The organism is Arthrobacter sp. RAF14, from assembly GCF_052114185.1.
Lineage (GTDB): Bacteria > Actinomycetota > Actinomycetes > Actinomycetales > Micrococcaceae > Arthrobacter_E.
The window spans coordinates 26893-46363 of record NZ_JBFREG010000006.1 but is presented as its reverse complement, the minus strand read 5'-3'; the positions used below and the strand labels follow the sequence as shown (position 1 = coordinate 46363).

Below are 19471 nucleotides of genomic sequence, written 5' to 3'. Positions count from 1 at the left end.
CACGGCGGGAGTGCACTGGATAGCCTGGATGCAGGGCATTCCGCCGGCCAGCTCTGGCGGGAGCCGACACCGATCGCATCATCGAAAAGCGAGGACCAGGCATGATCCAAGCAGAAGGCTTGCGCAAACAGTACGGACCCAAGACCGCTGTTTCCGGCATCAGCTTCACCGTCCAGCCAGGCAGGGTCACGGGCTTCCTGGGACCGAACGGCGCCGGGAAGTCCACCACCATGCGCATGATCATGGGGCTGGACAAGCCGACCGCCGGACATGTGACCGTGAACGGGAAGCCGTTCGCGCAGCACAAGGCGCCACTGCGTGAGGTGGGCGCGCTCCTGGACGCCAAGGCCGTGCACACCGGCCGGAGCGCCTACAACCACCTCCGCGCCATGGCCGCCACGCATGACATCCCGCTGAGCCGGGTGCACGAGGTGATGGCCATGACCGGCCTGACCGAGGTGGCCAAGAAGCGCGCCGGCGGATTCTCGCTGGGCATGGGCCAGCGCCTGGGCATCGCCAACGCGCTGCTGGGAGACCCTCAGACCCTCATCCTGGACGAGCCCGTCAACGGCCTGGACCCGGAAGGTGTGCACTGGGTCAGGAACCTGGTCCGTTACCTCGCCGGCCAGGGCAAGACGGTCTTCCTCTCCTCCCATCTGATGAGCGAAATGGCTCAGACCGCTGACCACCTGCTGGTGATCGGCCGCGGACAGATCCTTGCCGACATGTCCGTGCAGGAGCTGATCGCGGGTGTCCAGCAGAAGAAGGCCCTGGTCAGGACTCCGCAGTCGGCGGAGCTCGCCGCGGCTCTCGCGGCGCCCGGTGTCTCCGTCAGCCAGTCGGCCCACGAGACGCTGGAGGTGTCCGGTCTGGACACGCGGGACATCGCCCGCGCCGCACTGGAGCGCCAGATCCTCCTGTACGAACTCACTCCGCAGGAGGCCTCCCTGGAGCAGGCCTACTTCGAATTGACGCGAGGGGCCGCCGAATACCAATCGGACTTCAGCATGGCCAACGCCACGCACGCCAACGCCGCGGCGGTCGACCCCGCCGCCGGCCAGGGCTTCGGGAACTAGGGGACAGTGATGAGCACACAGACTTTGAGCAACACGCAGACCACCCCCGCCAAGGCGACCTCCACCGGAAACTGGAGCTTCCTCGGCTTGCTGCGCAGCGAGTGGATCAAGTTCTGGAGCCTCCGCTCCACGATCTGGCTGCTGGCGTGCACCACCGTCGCCGCCGTCGGGATCGGCACGCTGTCGGCGTGGGTACGGCACACCTTCTTCCAGCAGATGATCGACATGGCGACCGAGCATGGGGCGAAGCCGACTGCGACGGAGCTGCAGGCGAACCTTCCCCCGGGATCCGGTTTCGAACTCTACAACCTGCCCAACGCGGGCCTTCAGATCGCCGTGCTGGTCCTCGGCTCCCTCGCGGTGCTGTTCCTGTCGAGCGAGTTCGCCACGGGAATGATCCGTTCCACGATGTCCGCCACTCCCAAGCGGCTGCCCGTGTTCGCCGCCAAGGCCATCATCCTGGCCGTGATCGGGTACGTCCTGGCCACCGTGACCGGCGTAATCACTTTCCTCATCTCCCTGGCGATCTTCTCCGACATGCCCGACTTCAAGCTGAGCTGGGACACCGACGGCGTGCTGCAGGGCGTCTTCACCGGTGGCCTCTACGTGGCCGCCGTGGCGATCATCGGCCTCTCCCTGGCCGCGCTCCTGAAGAGCTCGGCCGGTGGCGTGACCATTCTGGTGGCGCTCCTGTTCGTGCTGGACTTCGCGGGCAACTTCATGCAGCTCATCCCGGGCGAGTTCTGGAAGTACGTCCCGCAGTACCTGCCCAGCCAGGCGGGTGGCCGCTTCCTCGCGATCGGGCACATCGACGGGATGCTGGATCCGGGCATCGCGGGCCTCGTCCTGCTCGGCTGGGTCCTGCTGCTGGCCATCCCGGCCCTGTTCGTCCTGAAGAAACGGGACGTCTGAGCACGTGACCCGCTCCAAGGACACCTTCGTGGCGCCGTCCCCCTCGGGGGCGGCGCCCGCGCCGCTTTCGCTGGCGGAGATCAACGCCCGCCACCGCGGCGCAATCCGGCGGTACTTCGCCGCGCACCCGCTGGTGATGGACGCCGTCGTGGTGGTCTGTTACCTCCTGCTGTCGCTCACGACCGCCGTCAACAACACCGCCCGTGGGAGCTGGCTGGTCCCCGTGGTGGTGCTGGCGATCGCGGGGACGCTGTTATTCCGGAGGCGGGTGCCTCTGGTGGTCTTCGGTGTGGTGACGGTGCTGGAGTTCGTCCTGGCTCTGACCGATCTGTGGGCCTCCAATCTGAGCGCCGGACTGTGGTTCGCGCTCTACGCCGTGGGCGTCGCGTACCGGCGCCGGGTGGCCGTCATCGCCCTGCTGGTCGGCCCCGCTCCGCTGGTGTGGCGCTATGTCTTCGGAACGACGGCGGAGCAGTACGCCGAGGCCTTCACGAGCGGCAACCCGGGTGTCAGTGACATCGCCCTGCGGCTGTCGGTGGTTCTGACCACCTATCTGAGCTGCGTGATCGCCGTCGGGTTCGGCATCGCGGTGCGTCAGCGGCGGCAGTACGAGGCCGCGATCGCCTCGTGGGCCGAGCAGTCCACCCAGTGGGGCCGGTCCGCGGAACGCAGCCGGATCGCGCGCGAGATGCATGACGTGGTGGCGCATTCCCTGACGGTCATGGTCTCCCTGGCGGATGGCGCGTCCACGGTGCTGAAGAGGGATCCGGACCGGGCCGCCGAGGTCCTCTCCGAGCTCTCCCGCACCGGTCGCGCGGCACTGGCGGACACCCGGAGGGTGCTCGGGGTCCTCCGGGAGGAGGACGGCGAAGCTCCCCTGACCCCGCTGAACGGGGACACCGACCTCGAACGGATGGTCGCCGGATTCCGCACGGCCGGACTGCCGCTGACTTTCACCTTCAGCGGTCCCGTCCTGCCCGGGGACACCACTTTGCGGCTCTCCGTCCACCGGATCGTCCAGGAGTCGCTGACCAACGTCCTGCGCTACGGCAAGGGGCTCTCCCGTGTGGACGCCGTGGTGGAGCACACCCCCGGCGTCGTGCACATCCGCGTGCAGAACGACGGCGTGGGGTCGGGGTACGCGGCGGGGGCCGCCGGCGCCCTCGGCAGCGGTCAGGGCATCCCGGGCATGCGGGCCCGTGCGGGCATGTACGGTGGCACTGTGCAGGCGTCCGCGCTGCCCGCCGGTGGCTGGCTGGTGACCGCGGAACTGCACTATGACAAGGGGGATTCGGGCGATGACTGAGCTGGTGAATGAGACGGGCGGGACCGTGAGCGGTCCCGTGCGATTGCTGCTGGTGGACGACCAGCCGCTGCTGCGGGTGGGATTCCGGCTGGTGCTCGAGGGCGACGAAGGTCTGGTGGTGGTGGGCGAGGCCTCCAACGGCGCCGAAGCCGTGCGGCAGGTGACCGCGCTGAAACCGCACGTGGTGCTCATGGATGTGCGGATGCCGGGCATGGACGGGATCGAGGCGACGCGTCTGATCGCCGCCGCGCACCCGGAGACGAAGGTGATCATCCTGACCACTTTCGATCTGGACGAATACGCGTTCGCCGGTCTTCGCGCGGGAGCCTCCGCCTTCCTGCTCAAGGACGTCGCGCCTGAGGAACTGATCCATGCGGTGCACGTCGTGGCGAGCGGGGACGCCGTCGTGGCGCCGCGGGTCACGCAGCGGCTGCTGGAGACCTATGTCCGCGGCGCGGGCCGGGGTCAGGGCGACGGGCAGGCGGCCCCCCGTGACCCGATGCTGGAGGAGCTCACGCCGCGGGAGACCGAAGTCCTCCTGGCGATGGCGGAGGGACTCACCAATGGGGAGATCGCCTTGAAGTTCTTCCTCTCCGAGGCCACGGTGAAGACGCATGTCCGCCGCATCCTGGCCAAACTCCATCTGCGTGACCGCGTTCAGGCCGTGGTCTACGCCTACGAGACCGGCCTGGTGGTCCCGAGCAACCCGGACTACTGAGGCTCTCCCTGGTCATCCGTGGTCGTTTCCCGCCGGGTGGGCCCCGTCCGCCGGGGCCGGCGCCGGCGGAGGACTAGCCTTGAAGCATGTCTTCACCTGCCACCGCATACGAACACATCCAGGACCTGGGCGCCTACGTCAGCGCCTCGCCGTCGAGCTTCCACGCAGCCCATGAGGCGGCCGCCCGGCTCGACGCGGCAGGGTTCGCCGCGCTCGACGAACGTGAGCCCTGGGCGGGCGGCCCCGGCGCGTTCTACGTGATCCGGGACGGAGCGCTCATCGCCTGGGTCACGCCCGACGGCGCCGGCCCCACCACGCCGTTCAACATCGTGGGGGCGCACACGGACTCCCCCTCCTTCAAGCTGAAGCCCCGCCCCACCACGGGCCGCTTCGGATGGCTCCAGGCCGGTGTGGAGGTCTACGGCGGCCCGCTGCTGAACTCCTGGCTGGACCGCGAGCTCCGTCTGGCGGGGCGGCTGGTCATGCTGGACGGCACCGAGCACCTCACCGCCACCGGGCCCGTGCTCCGCTTCCCCCAACTGGCCATCCACTTGGACCGCGGCGTCAATGACGGCCTCACCCTGGACAAGCAGCACCACATGAACCCCGTGTTCGGTCTGGGCGACCCGCTCCAGGAGGACCTCCTGGCCGTACTGGCCGCGAACGTGGCTGACGGCGCCGTGGATCCGGCGGAGATCGGCGGATACGACGTCGTGGTGGCGGACTCGCAGCAGCCCGCGGTGTTCGGGGCGAAGGACGAGTTCTTCGCCTCCGGGCGTCTGGACAACCTCTCGGCGACGCATGCGGGGCTGGTGGCTCTGATCCGGCACGCCGAGGCGGGTGTTCCCGCGGGCGGGCCGATCGCGGTGCTGGCGGCGTTCGACCACGAGGAGATTGGGTCCGGCTCACGGTCCGGAGCCTGCGGCCCCATCCTCGAGGACATCCTGACCCGGATCTCGGACGGTCTCGGCGCCACGGTGAGCCAGCGGCGGCAGGCCCTGGCGTCGTCGTTCTGCGTGTCCGCCGATGCCGGCCACGCGGTGCACCCCAACTATTCGGAGCGGCACGACCCCGCCAACCGTCCGGTGCTGAACGGTGGCCCGCTGCTGAAGATCAATGCCAATCAGCGCTACGCCACGGACGCCACCGGGGCGGCTTTCTGGGCCCGGCTGTGCGCCGAGGCCGGGGTGCCGTACCAGGAGTTCGTCTCCAACAACGATGTGCCCTGCGGGTCCACGATTGGGCCGCTGACGGCCACCCGTCTGGGCATCCGGACGGTGGATGTGGGCGTCGCCCTGCTGTCGATGCACTCGGCACGCGAGCTCTGCGGGGTGGAGGATCCGTTCCGCCTGGCGAAGGCTGCGGAGTTGTTCTTCCGGACGGCGGTCTGAGACTTCCTCGGCCGGAGACCTCACCCTTACGGTGGGGTCTCCGGCGTTTTTAATGCCTGCGTGGCTGGACGGAGTGTCCGCCGCGTGAACTCTCCTGGGGGAAGAGAGCAATACAGGGTGTGAGCACAGACAGCGAGATCATTCTCAGGGCCCGGGACAGCCCGGCGGCGTTCGCGGAGCTCTACGACCGTCACGCCGCCGTCGTCCATCGTTACGCCGCGCGGAGAGCCGGGCAGTCCGCCGCGGAGGACGTCACCTCGGAGACGTTCCTGGTGGCGTTCGAACGGCTCGACTCCTATGACCTGCATCGGCAGGATGCCAGACCCTGGCTGCTGGGCATCGCGACCAATCTGCTGAAGAAGCATCACCGCGCCGAGGCGAGGATTCTGAAGAGCGCCGCGCGCGCCGCAGCACCGGAAGCGGTGGCGGACGACGCCGACCGCGTCACCGCGCAGGTCGACGCCTTAGCCGCCACGGGACGCATCGCGCGCACTTTGCGCGGCATGGCGAGCATCGACCGGGACACACTGCTGCTCTACGCCTGGGGCGACCTCAGTTACGAGGACATCGCCCTCGCGATGAACGTTCCCATCGGAACCGTGCGGTCACGGCTGAACCGTGCCCGGAAGATCCTGAAGAGCAAGCTCGAACTTTTCACCTCTGAGGAAGAAACGGAGAACGACCATGGACGATTTGCAACTGCTCCGTGAATTCCGGAGTGAGTCCGGAGCTCCCGCCCCCGAGTCGCTGGCCGAGGGCCGCGAACGGCTGATGCGCACGCTCGAAGCTCAGACGGCGACCACGCTCCGGTGGCGGACCGAACGGAACCGGACCATTCGCCGTCGTGTCATCCTCGGCGCCGTGGCAGCGGGAGTCGCCGTCGCCGGTGTCGTCGCCGTCGAGGCGCTGCGACCACCGCAGCTGACGGCGTCGGCAGAGGCTGCGGCGGTGCTCAATGAAGCCGCAGACGCTGCCATCGAAGCCTCCGATCCCGTCCTAAAACCCGGGCAGTACCTGAAGGTAGACATGCTCATGGATTCGGGCGGTTCTTACGGGCAGCTGCGCTGGTCCGCGAGGTCGGTGACACGGACCTATGTCCCGGCGGACCGTTCCGGGACCTGGGTTCTCAAACGTGAGAAGCAGATTCCCCTGAGTTTCTCCAGCCCTGAAGCGAAGGCGTTCTACGGAGAGGCGGCCGCCGGAGCCGCCCATGACAAGCGTCCGGGCAATCCCTTCACGGGCTACGTCGTGCGTGCCAAAGCGGGCCACTTCTTCGACAGACCGACCACTATTCTGAACGGGATCCCCATCGAGGAGGAGGCCACGGTGACCCGTGACCCCAAAGCACTTCTCGAACTGATCCGACAGCGCACTCAGGGCGCCGGCCAGTCGCCCGACCTCGAGGTCCTGGTGACCATCGCGGACACGCTGCGCACCGGCGTCGTCCCCGCCGATCTGCGTGCCGCCCTGTTCCGAGCCGCTGCGCTGATTCCCAGCGCCGTGCTGAGCGATCGGCAGGCCACCATGGACGGCCGGACTGGCACCGCTGTCGGGGTGGCGGTGCCGGGAGGGATCACTCGTGAGGAGATCGTGGTGGATCCGGGAACCGGGGAGATGATCGGGCAGCGGTATGTGCTGCTGAAGGCCTACCAGGGCGACCCTGCAGGCACGGTGCACAACGAGATGTCGATGCGGACCAGCGTGGTCGATTCGGCACCGTGACCCCGTGCGTGCCGGGATCACGCACGCGGAGGGAGCATCGTGGCCTGAATCCGGGCGCATTGGGGGCGGATTCAGGCCGCGATGCTGACCACCAGGTTGATGGTGCTGGCCAGGACCACCGTGCCGAAGAGGTACGAGAGCAGTGAGTGCTTGAGTGCCTCCGTGCGGATGACGGTGGTCTCCAGGTTGGTGTCCGAGACTTGATAGGTCATGCCGATGCTCGTGGCGAGGTAGGCGAAGTCGGTGTACCGCGGGGGCTCCTTCTGGTTGAAGGCGATCCCGCCGACCTCGTCCCCGCTGTAGTAGAGCTCGGCGTAGCGGAGGGTGAAGAGGGTGTGGATGAGCATCCAGGACAGGGCCACGGTCACGAAGCCGAGGGCGGCGTTCGAGAGCCGCTGGGAGGAGTCCCCCTGGTGGGAGGAGAACACCAGGACCGCGACGGCGGCGATCGCCGCGATGTTGGCGCTCAGGATCAGGACCTCCGTGGCGCCGCGCGACGGGTCCTCCGACGTCGCATGGGAGCGGGTCTGCTCCGCGTTGAGCCTGATGGTCCGGGACATCACCCAGCCCACGTAGGCGGCGGCCGCCGCAGCCCATCCCGCCGCAGGGGCCTGGATGTGGTGTCCGGTGAAGAAGACGATCGCTGCGGCCGTCAGCCCGACGATCAGCATGATGAGGAAGCGCAGGCGTGCCCGGTGGACCTGTCGTGAGGGAGTCATGACCCAAGGCTAAACCGCGCGCTGTGCATAGGACTGTCGAAGGTCCGTCCACATACGTACGCTGCCCCTGTCCTCCTGCGGGGCCGCCGAATAGGCTTGAGACGTGAAATGCACTAAGATTGTGAAGTCTGTGTTGCGCCCCGCCCTCAATCGGAGGGTTGGGCCACCGACAGTCGCAATGAACCTCCTGTTACGGAGAGACCGTAACCGTTCAGCCCAAAGGAGGTGGGTTCACATATGCGTCCTTATGAGTTGATGGTGATCTTCGACCCCGAGGTCGAAGACCGCGCCGTTGAGCCGTCGCTGCAGAAGTTCCTGAATGTCATCACCACCGACGGTGGAACCGTCGACAACGTTGACATCTGGGGCCGTCGCCGTCTGGCCTACGAAATCAAGAAGAAGTCTGAGGGTATCTACGCAGTGGTCAACTTCACCGCTGCTCCCGCTACCGCTCAGGAACTGGACCGCCAGCTCGGCCTCAACGAGACCGTTCTGCGCACCAAGATCATCCGTCCGGAAGACCAGAAGGTTTCCGCAGAGTAATTCTGCGTGACTTCGGTCCTCCACATTTCTCGCAGGAACCCCCAGGAGGAAGCAGATGGCAGGCGAAACCCCAATCACCGTTATTGGCAATCTGACCAACGACCCCGAGCTGCGGTTCACACCGTCCGGTTCGGCCGTTGCGAACTTCACCATTGCTTCCACCCCGCGGACCTTTGACCGCCAGTCGAATGAATGGAAGGACGGGGAAACCCTGTTCCTTCGCGCTTCGATCTGGCGGGAGGCTGCCGAGAACGTCGCAGAATCCCTGACCAAGGGCATGCGCGTGATCGTCAGCGGCCGTCTGAAGAGCCGCACCTACGAGACCAAGGAAGGCGAGAAGCGCACCGTCATGGAGCTCGAGGTCGACGAGATCGGCCCGAGCCTCCGGTACGCCAACGCGAAGGTCAACCGCAACCAGCGCTCCGGCGGTCAGGGTGGCGGCGGCTGGAACGGTGGCCAGTCCGGCAACGGTGGCGACTCCTGGGGCAACCAGGGTGGTGGCTCTGCCGCTCCCTCTGGTGGAAACCAGGGTGGCAACTGGGGCGGCAACAGCCGTCCGCAGCAGCGTCCGGCCGCTCAGCCGCAGGACGACCCGTGGGCGACCCCGGGTGTGTCCGACGGCTGGGGCAACGGCCCGGACTCCGAACCGCCTTTCTAAACCACAACATTCACCATCCCGTGGATCACTCCACGGGCTCCCAGGAAAAGGAGCTCCACGATGGCTAAGGCTGAAATCCGTAAGCCCAAACCAAAGTCCAACCCCTTGAAGGCCGCTGACATCACCGTCATCGACTACAAGGATGTCGCACTTCTGCGCAAGTTCATCTCTGACCGTGGCAAGATCCGTGCCCGCCGTGTCACTGGTGTCTCCGTTCAGGAACAGCGCAAGATCGCTCAGGCTATCAAGAACGCCCGCGAAGTTGCCCTGCTCCCTTACTCCGGCGCTGGCCGCGGCTAAGGAAGGGATTCACTACCATGGCAAAGCTCATTCTTACCCAGGAAGTCACCGGTCTCGGTGCTGCTGGCGACGTGGTCGAGGTCAAGAACGGGTACGCCCGTAACTACCTGCTGCCCCGCGGCTTCGCTCTGACCTGGACTCGCGGTGGCGAGAAGCAGGTTGAGAGCATCAAGGCTGCCCGCGCTGCTCGTCAGCAGGCCAGCCTCGAGGCCGCTCAGGCTCAGGCTGCCCAGCTGTCCGCCAAGAAGGTCGTCCTGAAGGCAAAGGCCGGCGTCGCCGGTCGTCTCTTCGGCACCATCAAGCCGAGCGACGTCGTCGCCGCTGTCGAGGCCGCAGGCCTGGGCTCCGTCGACAAGCGCTCCGTGCAGCTGCCGGTTCACATCAAGTCCACCGGTACCTACACCGCGAACGTCCGTCTGCACGACGACGTGACCGCTGTGGTCAACCTGGAGATCGTCGCCAGCAAGTAGCACTTAAGCTGACGCAGGACTTCGGAAGGCGCTCCGCCCTTTGGGTGGGGCGCCTTCGTCATGTCCGGATGCTCTCCGCCTCGCAGACCTCGTGACCCTGGACTACCCGTGGGGTGCCGGTCAGGGGCGGTGATCGTGATCCATGGTGTGGGCGTATCCGAGACGCGCCAGCTCGCCCAGCACCTCCAGATCGACGTCGGAAAGCCGGTTGACGTACAGACAGCTCACGCCTCGCCGGTGCTTGCCCAGCCGCTCCAGCAAGGCCTCCGTCTCCGGAGAGGCCAGGAGCCCGTACAGTGCGAACTTCCCCTTCCGCGGCGAGAAGCCGAGTGGAGGGGCGTCGCCTTCATGGCCGCTCTCGTAGCGGTAGTGGTACAGCCCGAACCCCACGATCCTCCCGGTCCAGAGAACCGCCTGGTGCCCCGTGAGGGCGCTGAAGAGCTCGACCAGGACCTGGGAGTCGGCTCGCTGCTCCGCACGGTCCAGGGAGCCGAGCAGCTCCTCCAGGGGCGATGTCCCGGGTGCTGCGTCGAGAGGTTGCATGACTCCATCCAAGCACCGGGACAGCCCCGGGAATAGATCCGGGGATCGGACGTTAACGAAAGTAAATGCAAATGCATCTACTATGGGAGTGTGGATCACATGGAATCAGCAACTGAGCCCCGCAAGGTCGTGGTTCTCTCGGCAGGCCTGGGCGTGCCGTCGTCGAGCCGTCTGCTGGCGGATCAACTGGCTGCGGCGACTCAGCGCTCCCTGACGGACCTCGGCCTCCCCTCGGAGGTCCAGGTGGTGGAGCTGCGCGACTACGCCGTGGACATCGCCAACAACTTCGTCACCGGCTTCGCGGCGCCCCGCCTCGCCGAGCTCATCTCGGCCGTGGAGAACGCCGACGGTCTGGTGGCCGTCAGCCCGGTGTTCAGCGCAAGCTTCAGCGGCCTCTTCAAGTCCTTCTTCGACGTCGTCGACCCGAAGGCGCTGGAAGGCACCCCCGTGCTCCTGGGCGCCACCGCGGGAACCGACCGTCATCAGATGGTCCTGGATTACGCCATGCGTCCCCTGTTCGGCTACCTCCGCTCGCGGGTGGTGCCCACGGCGGTCTTCGCGGGGCCGCAGGACTGGGGGGCCGCCGACGACGGCGCACAGCGAGGATCGCTCGCCGATCGGGTCGAGCGTGCGGGACGTGAGCTCGCGGGAGTCATCGCGGAGACTCCCGCACGGCAGCGGGAGGACGACATGGTGTCCCTCCCTTTCGAGCAGCTCCTGGCCGGAATCAGCGGCCGGTAGAGCCGGCGGAGCCGGGATCAGAGCAGGGAGACGAACTCCCGGGCCTCGTCGAGTGAGATCGTCGAGTGGCGGGCGAGGAGGGCCGCGGCCTGTTCCCGCTCGCCATGCACGGCGAGGTCCCTGATCCGGCCGTAGATCTGGTCGTTGAGCATGTTGCTGCTCACTTCCAGGGTGGTGTCCCCGCTGCTGGCGATGGCCCGGTAACGGTAACCGAACACCTCGGGAGCGTCGTCCTCCGCCGCCTCCGAGGCCGCGTCCGCCTGCGGCGCGGCGAGGTAGGGCTGTGGGTAGCGGGCCATGGCCAGGACGGTGTCGCGGGCTTGCCGCAGTCCGACCCCGGTGGCTTCGCGATACACCTTGATGGCTCCGACGAGCTGCTCCTGGGCGATGAGGGAGTACAGCACGCGGTGCTGTTCCGAGGTCAGCCCACGGGTGGCCTCACGGGCCAGCTCTCTCGGATCCTGCTCCTCGCGGGATTCCGACGGGCGGTTCCAGCGGCGAGCGAGCAGCAGAACCACGACCACGACGGCGATCAGGATGAGAAGCGGGATCAGGAGAGGTTCCACGCCCCCAAGCCTATTCCAGTCGGCCGCGCCGTGCATGGGACCGGTCGGCGGATTCGCGGCGATGCGGCAGGGGGAGTTGTCCACAAGGAAGTCCGGCGCCTGTGGATGAAAAAATATCCCGAAATTTCTTCCCTCCACACGATGTAGACAGCATTTCCGCAGGTCAGAGCCGGTTTCTGGTGGTCGCGGAACCTACTTACCCACAAGTAGGCCCGGAGAAGCGCACAGACACACCCGGGTCATCCACAAGTTATCCACAGCTGTGAGGAAATGTGGGCTTTGAGCCTGTGGGAAACCCGACTACCGTGAGTGGGTACTCCACCCGGAACGGCCCGCACCGCGGGGCGGAAACGCCTCCACGAGCGGTTCGCCGAGGGTGCGCATCCCCGGGGAACCGCGAAGTCCGGACCATCGGCCCGGACCGGTTCCTGGACGGTCCGGAAGGCGGAGATCCATTCCGGCCGGGAAATCCTGGCAGTCCGAATTCCTGTCAGTCCTCCCGGAGATGATCTTCTTGGCAGACAGCAGGAAATGAAGGAAGGCAATCGTGTCCGTAGCGCCCATCGAGGCCGTGGATGGCCCGCGTCAAGACGACAACCTGAGGACTCCCCCGCAGGACATCGCCGCTGAACAATCCGTCCTGGGAGCCATGCTGCTCTCCAAGGACGCGATCTCCAGCGTCAGTGAGGTCATGCGTGGCAACGACTTCTACCGTCCGGCCCATGAGGCGATCTTCGACGCGATCCTGGACCTGGATTCCCGCGGCGAGCCCGTGGACGCGGTCACCGTTTCGGACGAGCTGACCAAGCGCGGTGAGATCAACCGCATCGGAGGACCCGCCTACCTCCACGAGCTGCTGCAGACCGTCCCCACGGCCGCCAACGCCAACTACTACGCGGACATCGTCGCCGAGCGCGCCGTCCTGCGGCGCCTCATCACGGCCGGCACCAAGATCGTCCAGCTCGGCTACGGCCAGGACGGCGAGGTGGAGGAGCTGGTGAACCAGGCGCAGGCCGAGGTCTACGCCGTCGCCGAACGCACCACCACCGAGGACTATGTCGCCCTCAAGGACGTCATGGAGCCGACCCTCGACGAGATCGAGGCGGCCGGCACCCAGACGGGCGGCATCTCCGGCATCCCCACGGGCTTCCGTGAGTTCGATGAACTGACGCATGGCCTGCACCCCGGCCAGATGATCGTGATCGCCGCACGTCCGGCCGTGGGTAAGTCGACGTTCGCCCTCGACTTCGCCCGGTCGGCGGCCATCGCCAACAATCTGCCCACTGTCTTCTTCTCACTCGAAATGGGCCGGAACGAGATCGCGATGCGTCTGCTGTCCGCGGAGGCGGAGATCAACCTCCAGGACCTGCGCCGTGGCACGGTCAAACAGGATCAGTGGGACAAGATCGCCGGCAGCATGGCCAGCATGAACGATGCTCCGCTCTTCATCGATGACAGCCCGAACATGACCCTCATGGAGATCCGCGCGAAGTGCCGGCGGCTCAAGCAGCAGCATGGTCTGAAGCTCGTCATCCTCGACTACCTCCAGCTCATGACCAGCGGCAAGAAGGTCGAGTCCCGCCAGCAGGAGGTCTCGGAATTCTCCCGTGCCCTCAAGCTGCTGGCCAAGGAGATCCAGGTCCCCGTGATCGCACTGTCCCAGCTGAACCGTGGCTCCGAGCAGCGCACCGACAAGCGGCCCATGGTCTCCGACCTCCGTGAATCCGGCTCGATCGAGCAGGACGCCGACATGGTCATCCTTCTCCACCGTGAAGAGGTGTATGACAAGGAGACGGCCCGCGCCGGTGAGGCGGACATCCTGATCGCCAAGCACCGTAACGGTCCCACCAAGGACCTGGTGGTCGCATTCCAGGGCCGCTATTCGCGCTTCAAGGACATGGCCGCAGAACAAGAAGGCTTCTGATGGCGCGTGAGGCGCGCCTGGGCCGGGAGATCCTCCGGCTGGCCGTCCCGGCTTTCGGCGCGCTCATCGCAGAGCCCTTGTTCCTCCTGGCGGACTCCGCCATCATCGGGCACCTCGGCGTCGCGGAGCTGGCCGGGGCCGGCCTGGCCACCACGGTCCTGCACACCGCTGTGGGGCTCATGGTGTTCCTGGCCTACTCCACCACGCCCGCCGTCGCGCGGCTCGTGGGGGCCGGGCACCCGGAGAAGGCCCTGGCCGCCGGCCGGGACGGACTGTGGCTGGCCGGTGTCCTGGGCGTCATCCTCGCCCTTCTGGGCCTCTGGACGGCGCGCCCCCTTCTGGCGACTCTCGGAGCCAGCGACGAGGCGGTGCTCGGCTTCGCTGCGGAGTACCTTCTGTGGTCCCTGCCCGGACTGGTGGCCATGCTCCTGGTCTTCGCCGGGACGGGGGTCCTCCGCGGCTTCCAGGACACCCGTACGCCGCTGGTGGTGGCCGGTGCCGGTTTCGGGATCAACATCGTCCTCAACTGGATCCTGGTCTACGGCATGGGACTCTCCGTGGCGGGCTCGGCCCTGGGCACCAGCATCGCCCAATGGCTCATGGCGCTCGTCTACATCGTCATGGTGGCCCGGCGAGCGGCCGGTCTGGGTGTGAGAATGGCGCCGGATCTGCGCGGAGTGCTCTCCCTGGCGCAGGTGGGCTCCTGGCTCATGCTTCGCACGGCCTCCATGCGGCTGGCCATTCTGGCCACGGTGTTCGTGGCCGGCGCGCAGGGTCCCGTGAACCTCGCAGCCGATCAGCTGACCATGACCATCTTCAGCTTCCTGGCCTTCGCGCTGGACGCACTCGCCATCGCCGCACAGGCGATGATCGGCAAGGAACTGGGAGCTCATGACCTGGCCAAGGTCCGGGAGCTGACCCGCACCATGATGCGCTGGGGTCTCGGTTTCGGGGTGATCACCGGGGTCTTCCTGGCGGCGGTCTCCCCCTGGGCCGGCTGGCTCTTCACCCCGGACGAACGGGTCCACCAGTCTCTCCTGGCCGCCCTTCTGGTCCTGGCGGTGGGTCAACCCATCGCCGGTCTGGTCTTCGTGCTGGACGGCGTGCTGATCGGCGCCGGGGATGCCCGGTACCTGGCGCTGGCCGGTGTGGTGAACGTGCTCGTCTATGCGCCCCTGCTGCTCGGGGTGTACTTCCTGGGGCCGCGGGAAGGGCCGTGGGCGCTGTTCTGGCTCTGGCTCGCATTCGGCATCGGTTATATGTCCGCTCGGGCATTGACGCTCGGCTGGCGTGTCCGGAAGGACGAATGGATGGTCGCCGGGGCATGACCCCGGGGCGGACCGGCCGGGCACGATTCGGCGCCTGATCGCTGCGGCTTTAAGCTTGGAAGCGTGACTATGGACCAGGAACTCCCCCCGAACGAGCCGTCCGGGCTTCAGAACACGTCTGCGGGCGCCGGAACCCTGTGGGCGCCGCTGCTGGTCCGTTCCCTCGTAGCCCTGGTGTTCGGAGCGATCACCGTCTTCTGGGTCGGGCCCAGCCTGGCGGTCTACGCCTACGCCGCGTGCGGGTACCTGCTGGCCGGCGCCGCCGCGCTCCTGTGGCTCTCCCGGCTCTCCTCAGACTCGCTGCGCACGCCGCTGACCGTTGCCGCGATCGCCCAGGTGGCCGCCGCCGTCGTCATCCTGGTGCTCAACCCTCATACCGACGCGGGTGTCACCCTCGCCCTCTCCGCGGCGCTGGCCGTGACGGGCGCCGTCGAGGTCGGGCTGTTCCTCAAGCGCCGCACCTCGGCCGAAGCGCGTCTGCTGGGACGTGACCTGCTGATCTCCGGCGTCGTCGGTCTCGGCACCGCACTGCTGCTCCCCTTCTTCATCTCCCTGGGCGCGCATGCGCTCCTCGGAGTGGCCGGCGGCGGGGCCGTCCTGACCGGTGTCCTGTGGATCCTGGGCGCCCTCACGCTGCGGCACGATGCCCGGCGCAGCCCCGGAACGCTGAACGCGTAAACTAGTAGAGGTTCTACGCGAGGTAGAAACCGGTGCCCGGGAGGCACGAACGATTCAGACGCACGACAAAGCCAGGAGTTGGACAGTGGACGGGCAGCAGCCGGAAGAACAGCGTTCAGTGCGGTCGTCCATCAAGGGTCCCTTGATGTTCTCCGCTTTCTGGGCCGTGGTGGCCTTCTTCGGCGTCCTGATCTTCGCCTCCGGCGGCAGTGCCAAGATGCAGCGCTTCGACCTCGCGTTCACGGGGGCCGGGATCGCGTTCATCGTCACCCTCGTCCTCTCCGCCATGCTCTCCCTGACGCACAAGGACAACGCCCCTCACCTCGGTCAGGGCTCCGGAGTGCACCTCTCCTCCACGGACCAGGATGACGACTCCGACGGCCCCGAGAAGCCGGAAGACGAGCGCGGTTCACGCCACTAGGGAGAATTCCTGACCACTCGTTAGACTGGCTGCACTTCGCATACCGCCACGGCGCAGACATCCTGTGCGCCGCCAACAGATGAGGTGTCCGGTCCATGTCCCGCGTTCCCCCAGCTCCCAAAGCAGCCCGTAAACCGGGAAGCGGCGCCTCCAAGAACGCGCGCGGCGGAGCCTTGGCGATGCCGTCCCGGAAGACGCTGATCACCACGGGCGCCGTCGTGGTGGGCGCCGTCCTGGTGGTGCTCCTGGCGATGTGGATCCGGTCCACCAGCGCGGGGCAGGATTTCATCCGCGCATACCCGGGGCATTCCGAGCTTCCGGAGGGGACCCGGGAAGGTCTCCCCCTCTGGCTGAGCTGGCAGCATTTCCTCAACGCGTTCTTCCTGCTGCTGATCGTGCGCACGGGCATCCAGGTGCGGACGGTCCAGCGCCCCGCGGCGTACTTCACGCGCAACAACAAGGGCCTGATCAAGACCAAGAACCCACCGACGAAGATCTCACTGGATCTGTGGTTCCACCTCTGCCTCGACGCGCTGTGGGTCCTGAACGGCGTGGTGTTCATCGTGCTGGTCTTCGCCACCGGCCACTGGGTCCGGATCGTCCCCACGAGCTGGGACGTCTTCCCGAACGCGGTCTCGGCGGGCCTGCAGTACGCCTCACTGAACTGGCCCACGGAGAACGGCTGGGTCAACTACAACGCGCTGCAGCTGCTGACCTACTTCCTGACGGTGTTCATCGCGGCGCCGCTGGCCCTCCTGACGGGCATCCGGATGTCCGGCGCCTGGCCGAAGAAGGCCGCCATCAACAAGTTCTACCCGCTGGAACTGGCCCGCAAGATCCACTTCCCGGTCATGATCTACTTCGTGGCCTTCGTGGCGGTCCACGTGTTCCTGGTGCTCAGCACGGGCGTTCTGCGGAACCTCAACCACATGTACGGCAATCACGACGGCGAGGACTGGCTGGGCTTCTGGCTCTTCGTTGCCTCGCTCGTGGTCATGGCGGCGGCCTGGCTGCTCGCCCGCCCCGTCTTCCTGCGGCCGCTGGCGTCCCTGATGGGCAAGGTCGGCCGCTAGGGGTTCCGGCCGGGGCTGCGCCCGACCTCAGCCCCGCTGACGTGCCCGGTACGCGGCGACGTGGGTGCGATTGGCGCAGTTGCCCGTGTCGCAGAAGCGCTTGGAGCGGTTGCGGCTCAGATCCAGCACCGCGGCGTCGCAGTCCTCGGCCGCGCACAGCGCCAGCCGGGAGAGCTCCTTCGAACGGATGACGTCCAGGATGCCCATGGCGGTCTCGGTCCCGATGCGGTCCGCCAGAGGGGCGGCGTGGGTGGTCGCGTGGAGATGCCAGTCCAGACCGTCGTGTTTCATCAGCTGTGGCAGCGCGTGGGCGTCCCGCAGGATCCTGTTGACCTCTTCCGCCGCCGCGTCCTCCGGGGAGGTCCAGAGGGCGCGCAGCACGTCCCGCAGCCGCCGCACCGAGGCGAGCTCGGCGTCGTCGTGCGTGCGGGAGCCGTAGAACTCCTCGCGCGCCAGGAACGCGGTCAGGTGTTCATCGTCGGGGAGGAGCTCCGCCCCGTTCGCCCCCGTGTTGATGAGGTTCATGGCGGAACGGAGGGCCACCTCGGTGTCATGAGCAAAAACCATGTTGACTCCTTACTTGTCCTGCCACTACTGTCACGAGTAAAGCACGTTTCACTCCTGACAGGAACTCGCCATGTCCCGTACCGCAGCGACCGCGCGCCGCGCCCCTTCGGCCTTCGTCGGCGTCCCCGTGGCGCTGCTCTCCTCGGCGGTGTTCGCCACCTCGGGGTCCTTCGGCAAGTCCCTCCTGGAGATGGGCTGGTCCCCCGGCGCCGCGGTCGCGATGCGCCTGAGTGGCGCGGTCGTCATCCTGACGCTTCCGGCCCTGTGGTCGCTGCGTGGCAAATGGCACCAGGTGCGCGACAACTGGCTCACCATCGTCCTCTTCGGCGTGTTCGGAGTGGCCGCCTGTCAGCTCTTCTACTTCAACGCCGTCCAGACGCTCTCGGTGGGCGTCGCGCTGCTCCTGGAGTACCTGGCGCCGGTCATGATCGTGCTCTGGCTCTGGCTGGTCAAGCGGCACGCGCCCCGCTGGCTCACCATCACCGGCACGGTCGTGTCGATCGCGGGCCTGCTTCTGGTGCTGGACCTCGGCGGCGCGCGGGTGGACCCGGTGGGCGTCCTCTGGGGCGTGGCCGCTGCGGTCTGCCTGGTGGTCTACTTCTTCATCACCGCCCGCCAGAACGAGGGGCTCCCGCCCCTGGTGCTCGCCTCGGGCGGAATGCTCGTGGGCGCCGCCGTGCTCTGGACTGTGGTCCTCACCGGGATCATGCCGCTGCGCTTCACCTTCGGCGAGGCGCACCTCGGCGGCGTGGCGGTCCCTTGGTGGATCTCCCTGGCCGGAATGGTCATCCTGTCCACCGTGATCGCCTACGTGACGGGCATCTACGCCGCCCGGGCCCTCGGCTCCAAGGTCGCGTCGTTCGTGTCCCTCACGGAGGTCCTGTTCGCGGTCGTCTGGGCCTGGCTGCTGCTCGGCGAACTGCCGGCGCCCATCCAGATCGGAGGCGGCCTCCTGATCGTCCTCGGCGTCCTCCTGGTGCGGGTGGACGAGCTCAAGGACCCCGACTTCGCCGACGAATCGGCCATGGTCGCCGAGGCCGTGCCAGCCGACCGGGCACAGGATGCCCGGGTCGGGGCGTGAGGCGGCTGCCTCGCACCTGACGTTCACACGACGACGGCGCCCACCCCCGGGTGCCACCCGCTTCCGGGAGCGGGCGCGCCGGGGGTGGGCGCCGTCGTCGTCGATGGCCGGAGGTCAGGCGCGGTCTGCGACCACGACGTAACCGGCTTCGGCCACGGCCTCGCCGATCTCCTCGGGGGAGAGCTCCCCGCGGGAGGAGATGGTCACGGTGGAGATGCCGCCGGCGTTCAGGTCCACGTCTACGCGCTCCACGCCTTCCACGGCCTCCAGTTCCTCGGTCACGGAGGACACGCAGTGGCCGCAGGTCATGCCGGAGACGGAGACCTGGGTGGTGGTCAGGGATTCGGGGGTGCTCATGATGTTCTCCTCGGGGTGACGGTTTTCGGGTGGCCGGTCAGCGGAGCAGGCGGCCGATGGCGTCCGTGGCCTCTTTGACCTTGGCGTCGACCTTCTCCTGGCGCAGCGCGCTGTCGGACTCCTCGGCGGCGCCCACCACGCAGTGGCCGATGTGCTCCTCCACCAGACCCAGGCTCACGGCGTGCAGGGCTTTATTGACCGCGGCGATCTGCGTGAGGATGTCGATGCAGTACTTGTCCTCCTCGACCATGCGCGCGATGCCCCGGACCTGGCCCTCGATCCGCTTCAGACGGCGCTGATACGCCTCCTTGTTGGCGGAGTAGCCGTGCTGGTGCGGGTGTTCCTGGATGCCGGACTCGCTCATATGCCGAGCGTAT

Annotated in this window: 24 protein-coding genes; 18 read left to right on the top strand and 6 right to left on the bottom strand. The window is 67.3% G+C overall.

The window, feature by feature from the left end; translation table 11 throughout:
- Positions 1-101 precede the first annotated feature (101 nt).
- The 7 genes from AB4Y75_RS13195 to AB4Y75_RS13165 all read left to right on the top strand — a co-directional run bounded on the left by AB4Y75_RS13195 (position 102) and on the right by AB4Y75_RS13165 (position 7125).
- Positions 102-1076 carry an ABC transporter ATP-binding protein gene (locus AB4Y75_RS13195; RefSeq protein ID WP_441436339.1) on the top strand — a complete coding sequence of 325 codons (975 nt, stop codon included), beginning with the start codon at positions 102-104 and terminating at the stop codon, positions 1074-1076.
- Positions 1077-1085: 9 nt separating this feature from the next.
- The gene (locus AB4Y75_RS13190) at positions 1086-1988 is read left to right on the top strand and encodes an ABC transporter permease (protein WP_441436338.1); all 903 of its coding nucleotides are present in this window, start codon (positions 1086-1088) and stop codon (positions 1986-1988) included.
- Positions 1989-1992: 4 nt separating this feature from the next.
- Positions 1993-3294 (top strand): sensor histidine kinase, encoded by a 1302-nt coding sequence (locus AB4Y75_RS13185; protein WP_441436337.1) that lies wholly within the window; start codon positions 1993-1995, stop codon positions 3292-3294.
- A complete protein-coding gene (locus AB4Y75_RS13180; RefSeq protein WP_441436336.1) occupies positions 3287-4012 on the top strand; it encodes a response regulator in 726 nt (241 codons plus the stop codon). The genes AB4Y75_RS13185 and AB4Y75_RS13180 overlap by 8 nt, the downstream gene beginning before the upstream one ends.
- An 86-nt stretch (positions 4013-4098) precedes the next feature.
- The gene (locus AB4Y75_RS13175) at positions 4099-5403 is read left to right on the top strand and encodes a M18 family aminopeptidase (protein WP_441436335.1); all 1305 of its coding nucleotides are present in this window, start codon (positions 4099-4101) and stop codon (positions 5401-5403) included.
- A 119-nt stretch (positions 5404-5522) separates the two neighbouring features.
- Entirely contained in the window at positions 5523-6113 is a 591-nt protein-coding gene (locus AB4Y75_RS13170; protein WP_441436334.1) for an RNA polymerase sigma factor, read from the top strand.
- Positions 6088-7125 carry a CU044_5270 family protein gene (locus tag AB4Y75_RS13165; RefSeq protein WP_441436333.1) on the top strand — a complete coding sequence of 346 codons (1038 nt, stop codon included), beginning with the start codon at positions 6088-6090 and terminating at the stop codon, positions 7123-7125. The genes AB4Y75_RS13170 and AB4Y75_RS13165 overlap by 26 nt, the downstream gene beginning before the upstream one ends.
- 71 nt (positions 7126-7196) lie before the next feature.
- Here AB4Y75_RS13165 and AB4Y75_RS13160 read toward each other — a convergent pair whose 3' ends face one another.
- Positions 7197-7844: a DUF1345 domain-containing protein gene (locus AB4Y75_RS13160; RefSeq protein WP_441436332.1), complete on the bottom strand. Its 648-nt coding sequence runs from the start codon at positions 7842-7844 to the stop codon at positions 7197-7199.
- A 237-nt stretch (positions 7845-8081) separates the two neighbouring features.
- On the opposite strand from AB4Y75_RS13160, the gene rpsF reads away from it, so the two are divergent.
- From rpsF to rplI, 4 genes are read left to right on the top strand one after another with little or no spacing between them, the layout of a single operon-like run.
- Positions 8082-8387 carry a 30S ribosomal protein S6 gene (rpsF, locus tag AB4Y75_RS13155; protein ID WP_066213614.1) on the top strand — a complete coding sequence of 102 codons (306 nt, stop codon included), beginning with the start codon at positions 8082-8084 and terminating at the stop codon, positions 8385-8387.
- 55 nt (positions 8388-8442) lie between these two features.
- Positions 8443-9045: a single-stranded DNA-binding protein gene (locus tag AB4Y75_RS13150; protein WP_441436331.1), complete on the top strand. Its 603-nt coding sequence runs from the start codon at positions 8443-8445 to the stop codon at positions 9043-9045.
- Positions 9046-9105: 60 nt separating this feature from the next.
- The gene (rpsR, locus tag AB4Y75_RS13145; protein ID WP_026820365.1) at positions 9106-9345 is read left to right on the top strand and encodes a 30S ribosomal protein S18; all 240 of its coding nucleotides are present in this window, start codon (positions 9106-9108) and stop codon (positions 9343-9345) included.
- A gap of 17 nt (positions 9346-9362) precedes the next feature.
- On the top strand, positions 9363-9815 hold the full coding sequence (rplI, locus tag AB4Y75_RS13140; protein WP_441436330.1) for a 50S ribosomal protein L9: 453 nt from the start codon (positions 9363-9365) through the stop codon (positions 9813-9815).
- 120 nt (positions 9816-9935) lie between these two features.
- Here the strand turns inward: rplI and AB4Y75_RS13135 are convergent, their stop codons facing one another.
- Positions 9936-10358, bottom strand: coding sequence for a DUF1801 domain-containing protein (locus AB4Y75_RS13135; RefSeq protein WP_441436329.1), 423 nt, complete (start codon positions 10356-10358; stop codon positions 9936-9938).
- A 99-nt stretch (positions 10359-10457) separates the two neighbouring features.
- Here AB4Y75_RS13135 and AB4Y75_RS13130 point away from each other — a divergent pair, with 99 nt between their 5' ends.
- The gene (locus AB4Y75_RS13130) at positions 10458-11099 is read left to right on the top strand and encodes an FMN reductase (protein ID WP_441436328.1); all 642 of its coding nucleotides are present in this window, start codon (positions 10458-10460) and stop codon (positions 11097-11099) included.
- A gap of 17 nt (positions 11100-11116) precedes the next feature.
- Here the strand turns inward: AB4Y75_RS13130 and AB4Y75_RS13125 are convergent, their stop codons facing one another.
- Complete coding sequence (locus AB4Y75_RS13125) at positions 11117-11665, bottom strand: hypothetical protein (RefSeq protein ID WP_441436327.1); 549 nt, start codon at positions 11663-11665, stop codon at positions 11117-11119.
- Between the two features lie 547 nt (positions 11666-12212).
- Here AB4Y75_RS13125 and dnaB point away from each other — a divergent pair.
- The 5 genes from dnaB to AB4Y75_RS13100 all read left to right on the top strand — a co-directional run bounded on the left by dnaB (position 12213) and on the right by AB4Y75_RS13100 (position 17089).
- On the top strand, positions 12213-13589 hold the full coding sequence (dnaB, locus tag AB4Y75_RS13120) for a replicative DNA helicase (RefSeq protein ID WP_066213631.1): 1377 nt from the start codon (positions 12213-12215) through the stop codon (positions 13587-13589).
- On the top strand, positions 13589-14917 hold the full coding sequence (locus tag AB4Y75_RS13115) for an MATE family efflux transporter (RefSeq protein ID WP_441436326.1): 1329 nt from the start codon (positions 13589-13591) through the stop codon (positions 14915-14917). The genes dnaB and AB4Y75_RS13115 overlap by 1 nt, the downstream gene beginning before the upstream one ends.
- A gap of 69 nt (positions 14918-14986) precedes the next feature.
- A complete protein-coding gene (locus tag AB4Y75_RS13110; protein ID WP_441436503.1) occupies positions 14987-15595 on the top strand; it encodes a hypothetical protein in 609 nt (202 codons plus the stop codon).
- 145 nt (positions 15596-15740) lie between these two features.
- Positions 15741-16016 (top strand): hypothetical protein, encoded by a 276-nt coding sequence (locus AB4Y75_RS13105; protein ID WP_441436325.1) that lies wholly within the window; start codon positions 15741-15743, stop codon positions 16014-16016.
- A gap of 179 nt (positions 16017-16195) precedes the next feature.
- Entirely contained in the window at positions 16196-17089 is an 894-nt protein-coding gene (locus AB4Y75_RS13100; protein ID WP_441436502.1) for a cytochrome b/b6 domain-containing protein, read from the top strand.
- A 27-nt stretch (positions 17090-17116) separates the two neighbouring features.
- Here AB4Y75_RS13100 and AB4Y75_RS13095 read toward each other — a convergent pair whose 3' ends face one another.
- The gene (locus tag AB4Y75_RS13095; protein ID WP_441436324.1) at positions 17117-17656 is read right to left on the bottom strand and encodes a CGNR zinc finger domain-containing protein; all 540 of its coding nucleotides are present in this window, start codon (positions 17654-17656) and stop codon (positions 17117-17119) included.
- A 70-nt stretch (positions 17657-17726) separates the two neighbouring features.
- Here AB4Y75_RS13095 and AB4Y75_RS13090 point away from each other — a divergent pair, with 70 nt between their 5' ends.
- On the top strand, positions 17727-18737 hold the full coding sequence (locus AB4Y75_RS13090) for an EamA family transporter (protein WP_441436323.1): 1011 nt from the start codon (positions 17727-17729) through the stop codon (positions 18735-18737).
- A 114-nt stretch (positions 18738-18851) separates the two neighbouring features.
- Here AB4Y75_RS13090 and AB4Y75_RS13085 read toward each other — a convergent pair whose 3' ends face one another.
- Both AB4Y75_RS13085 and AB4Y75_RS13080 read right to left on the bottom strand, forming a co-directional pair.
- Positions 18852-19094, bottom strand: a complete 243-nt coding sequence (locus AB4Y75_RS13085) for a heavy-metal-associated domain-containing protein (protein ID WP_441436322.1) — start codon at positions 19092-19094, stop codon at positions 18852-18854.
- Between the two features lie 37 nt (positions 19095-19131).
- On the bottom strand, positions 19132-19458 hold the full coding sequence (locus AB4Y75_RS13080; protein ID WP_441436321.1) for a metal-sensitive transcriptional regulator: 327 nt from the start codon (positions 19456-19458) through the stop codon (positions 19132-19134).
- Positions 19459-19471 lie beyond the last annotated feature (13 nt).

Bases quoted from the DNA above. Each gene is read 5' to 3' on its own strand.
- AB4Y75_RS13195 (WP_441436339.1), top strand. From the start codon at position 102: ATGATCCAAGCAGAAGGCTTGCGCAAACAGTACGGACCCAAGACCGCT.
- AB4Y75_RS13190 (WP_441436338.1), top strand. From the start codon at position 1,086: ATGAGCACACAGACTTTGAGCAACACGCAGACCACCCCCGCCAAGGCG.
- AB4Y75_RS13180 (WP_441436336.1), top strand. From the start codon at position 3,287: ATGACTGAGCTGGTGAATGAGACGGGCGGGACCGTGAGCGGTCCCGTG.
- AB4Y75_RS13175 (WP_441436335.1), top strand. From the start codon at position 4,099: ATGTCTTCACCTGCCACCGCATACGAACACATCCAGGACCTGGGCGCC.
- AB4Y75_RS13165 (WP_441436333.1), top strand. From the start codon at position 6,088: ATGGACGATTTGCAACTGCTCCGTGAATTCCGGAGTGAGTCCGGAGCT.
- AB4Y75_RS13160 (WP_441436332.1), bottom strand. From the start codon at position 7,844: ATGACTCCCTCACGACAGGTCCACCGGGCACGCCTGCGCTTCCTCATC.
- rpsF (WP_066213614.1), top strand. From the start codon at position 8,082: ATGCGTCCTTATGAGTTGATGGTGATCTTCGACCCCGAGGTCGAAGAC.
- AB4Y75_RS13150 (WP_441436331.1), top strand. From the start codon at position 8,443: ATGGCAGGCGAAACCCCAATCACCGTTATTGGCAATCTGACCAACGAC.
- rpsR (WP_026820365.1), top strand. From the start codon at position 9,106: ATGGCTAAGGCTGAAATCCGTAAGCCCAAACCAAAGTCCAACCCCTTG.
- rplI (WP_441436330.1), top strand. From the start codon at position 9,363: ATGGCAAAGCTCATTCTTACCCAGGAAGTCACCGGTCTCGGTGCTGCT.
- AB4Y75_RS13135 (WP_441436329.1), bottom strand. From the start codon at position 10,358: ATGCAACCTCTCGACGCAGCACCCGGGACATCGCCCCTGGAGGAGCTG.
- AB4Y75_RS13130 (WP_441436328.1), top strand. From the start codon at position 10,458: ATGGAATCAGCAACTGAGCCCCGCAAGGTCGTGGTTCTCTCGGCAGGC.
- AB4Y75_RS13115 (WP_441436326.1), top strand. From the start codon at position 13,589: ATGGCGCGTGAGGCGCGCCTGGGCCGGGAGATCCTCCGGCTGGCCGTC.
- AB4Y75_RS13110 (WP_441436503.1), top strand. From the start codon at position 14,987: ATGGACCAGGAACTCCCCCCGAACGAGCCGTCCGGGCTTCAGAACACG.
- AB4Y75_RS13105 (WP_441436325.1), top strand. From the start codon at position 15,741: ATGTTCTCCGCTTTCTGGGCCGTGGTGGCCTTCTTCGGCGTCCTGATC.
- AB4Y75_RS13100 (WP_441436502.1), top strand. From the start codon at position 16,196: ATGCCGTCCCGGAAGACGCTGATCACCACGGGCGCCGTCGTGGTGGGC.
- AB4Y75_RS13095 (WP_441436324.1), bottom strand. From the start codon at position 17,656: ATGGTTTTTGCTCATGACACCGAGGTGGCCCTCCGTTCCGCCATGAAC.
- AB4Y75_RS13090 (WP_441436323.1), top strand. From the start codon at position 17,727: ATGTCCCGTACCGCAGCGACCGCGCGCCGCGCCCCTTCGGCCTTCGTC.
- AB4Y75_RS13085 (WP_441436322.1), bottom strand. From the start codon at position 19,094: ATGAGCACCCCCGAATCCCTGACCACCACCCAGGTCTCCGTCTCCGGC.
- AB4Y75_RS13080 (WP_441436321.1), bottom strand. From the start codon at position 19,458: ATGAGCGAGTCCGGCATCCAGGAACACCCGCACCAGCACGGCTACTCC.